Raw genomic sequence first — 2,514 nt, forward strand, 5'->3', positions numbered from 1 at the left:
GGCGGCCGGCCGGTCGAGCAGCGGCGCGAGGCCGGCGACGGTGCGGGCGGTGAAGACGTCCCGCAGGGTGAGCCGGACGCCGAGGCGCTCGGTGATCCGGGCCAGGGTGCGGGCGGCGAGGACGGAGTCGCCGCCGAGGTCGAAGAAGTCGTCCTCGGCCCCCACCGCGTCGAGGCCGAGGACCTCGGCCCAGACGGCGGCCAGGGCGCGCTCCCGTTCGGTGCGCGGGGCGAGCCCGCCGGCGGCGCCCTGCCGGGCGGGCGCGGGCAGCGCCCGCTGGTCGATCTTGAGCTGCGGGGTGAGCGGGAAGGCGGGCAGCACGACGACGGCGGCGGGCACCAGGTGGGCGGGCAGCGCGGCGGCCAGGGCGGTGCGCAGCGCGGCCGGGTCCGGGGGCAGTTCCGGGTCGGCGGGCGTGGCGTAGCCGACCAGCCGGGTGTGGCCCGGTTCGTCCTCGCGGACCACGACGACGGCCTGGTCGACGGCGGGGTGGGCGCGCAGCGCGGCCTCGATCTCGCCCGGCTCGATCCGGAAGCCGCGGACCTTGACCTGCCGGTCGAGCCGGCCGAGGAACTCCAGCTCCCCGTCGGCGGTGAACCGGGCCCGGTCGCCGGTGCGGTAGAGCCGGGCGCCGGGCGGGCCGAAGGGGTCGGCGACGAAGCGGGCGGCGGTCAGGCCGGGGCGGCCGAGGTAGCCGCGGGCGACGCCCTCGCCGCCGAGGTACAGCTCGCCGTCGGTGCCGGGCGGTTGGGGCCGCATGGCCTCGTCGAGCACGTACACCCGGGCGTGCGGCAGGGCGCCGCCGATGGTGGGCGCGCCGGTGCCGGCGGTGAGCGGGCCGGTCCAGGTGGCGACGATGGTGGCCTCGGTGGGGCCGTAGGAGTTGACCATGCGCCGGCCGGGCGCCCAGCGGTCGACCAGCTCGGCGGAGCAGGCCTCGGCCCCGACGATCAGGGTGCGCAGGTGGCGGCCCGCGCCGGCCGGGACAGTGGCCAGGGCCGCGGGCGGGATCAGGGTGTGGGTGATGCGCTGCCCGTCCAGGACGGCGGCGAGCTCCTCGCCGAGCCAGGGGCCGTCCGGGGGGATCACCAGGGTGGCGCCGGTGAGGACGGAGACGAACAGTTCCAGGACGGAGGCGTCGAAGCTGGGCGAGGAGAACTGGAGCACCCGGTCGCCCGGCCCGACCGCGTAGTTGTCGATCGCCGCCGCCGTGAAGCCGGCGATCCCCCGGTGGGTGACGACCACGCCCTTGGGCGTCCCGGTGGAGCCCGAGGTGTAGATCACGTACGCCGGGTGGTCGGTGCCGTCGGCGGCCGGGAGGTCGGTGTGGTCCCGGTCCTCGGGGCGGTCCGTCTCCAGGGCCGCGCGGACGGCGGCCGGGTCGTCCAGGACGAGCGCGGGGGCGGCGTCGGCGAGCATCAGCGCCCGCCGCTCGGCGGGGTAGCCCGGGTCGACGGGCAGGAAGGCGGCGCCCGCCCGGACGACGGCCAGCTCGGCGGCGACCAGCTCCATGGAGCGCGGCAGGACCAGGGCCACCGTCCGCTCCGGCCCGGCGCCGCGCCGGCGCAGGTCGCGGGCCAGCCGCTCGACGCGTTCGGCCAGGTCGCGGTAGGTCCAGCTGCGCCGCCCGTCGGTCAGCGCCGGTGCGTGCGGCGTGCGGGCCGCCTGGGCGGCGAACAGGGCGTCCAGGGTCCGGGGCGCCGCCGACGGTGCGGTGGTGCCACCGGCCGGCGCCTGCGGCGGAACGGTCGGGCGCACGGGCTGGGCAGGCCGGTCGGCCATGGCGGAAGGTCCTTCCGAGGGGGGCGACGACGAGGGCGGCGGGGCAGGCGGTGGCCGGCCCTCGGACCCGGGGAACGGTGCGGGTTCGGTGCGGGGGTGGGGTCGGTGCAGGTACGGGCGTACGGCGGCCGGGCCGGTCGGCTCAGTCGGCGGCGGCCCGGCGGGCGGTGCGCCCGGAGACCTGCACCCGGTCGATCCGGCCGGTGGCCGGGTCCCGGTGGAAGCGCCCGCCGGGTTCGGGGCGCCCGGTGTCGGGGGCGATCAGGTCGTAGGAGAGGTCGGCGTAGCAGCGCAGCGGGATCGGGAGGTCGCCGTCGACCGAGAGGGTGGCTGGTCCGGCGCCGGCCGGCTCGACCCGGTAGCGGATGGCGCCGTTGCGGTAGTCGCCCGTGCACTCGGCCAGGGCCGCCGGGGCGGCGAGCAGCACGGGTCCGCCCGCGCCGACCGGTTCGATCCCCGCGGGCACCCGTACTCCGGCCAACTCCTCCAGGTCGGCCGCGAGTTCGCGCCAGAGGGCGGTGGCGGCGCCGGCGTTGCCGGTGAAGGCGACCACGAGGCCGCTGTCCGGGTCGGCCCGCAGGTGGCAGGAGGTGCCCATGGCGTTGCCGTCGTGGCCGCACCACAGCCGTCCGTCCTGCCGGTAGAGCGCCGCGCCGGCGCCCCAGCCGTCGGCGAGCGCTCCCGGCCGGGCGCCGGGCTCCGGGCGGCGCAGATCGGAAGACAACACTTCTT

The 2,514-nt window shown here is 78.6% G+C and carries 2 pseudogenes; both read right to left on the minus strand.

Annotation, left to right across the window (positions count from 1 at the left end):
- Positions 1–1,764 (minus strand): annotated as a pseudogene (locus ACWDCZ_RS40320) (non-ribosomal peptide synthetase); the annotation flags it as partial.
- A gap of 160 nt (positions 1,765–1,924) precedes the next feature.
- Positions 1,925–2,514 (minus strand): annotated as a pseudogene (locus ACWDCZ_RS40325) (penicillin-binding protein); the annotation flags it as partial.

The sequence above is a fragment of the Kitasatospora sp. NPDC001225 genome (genome assembly GCF_053597855.1).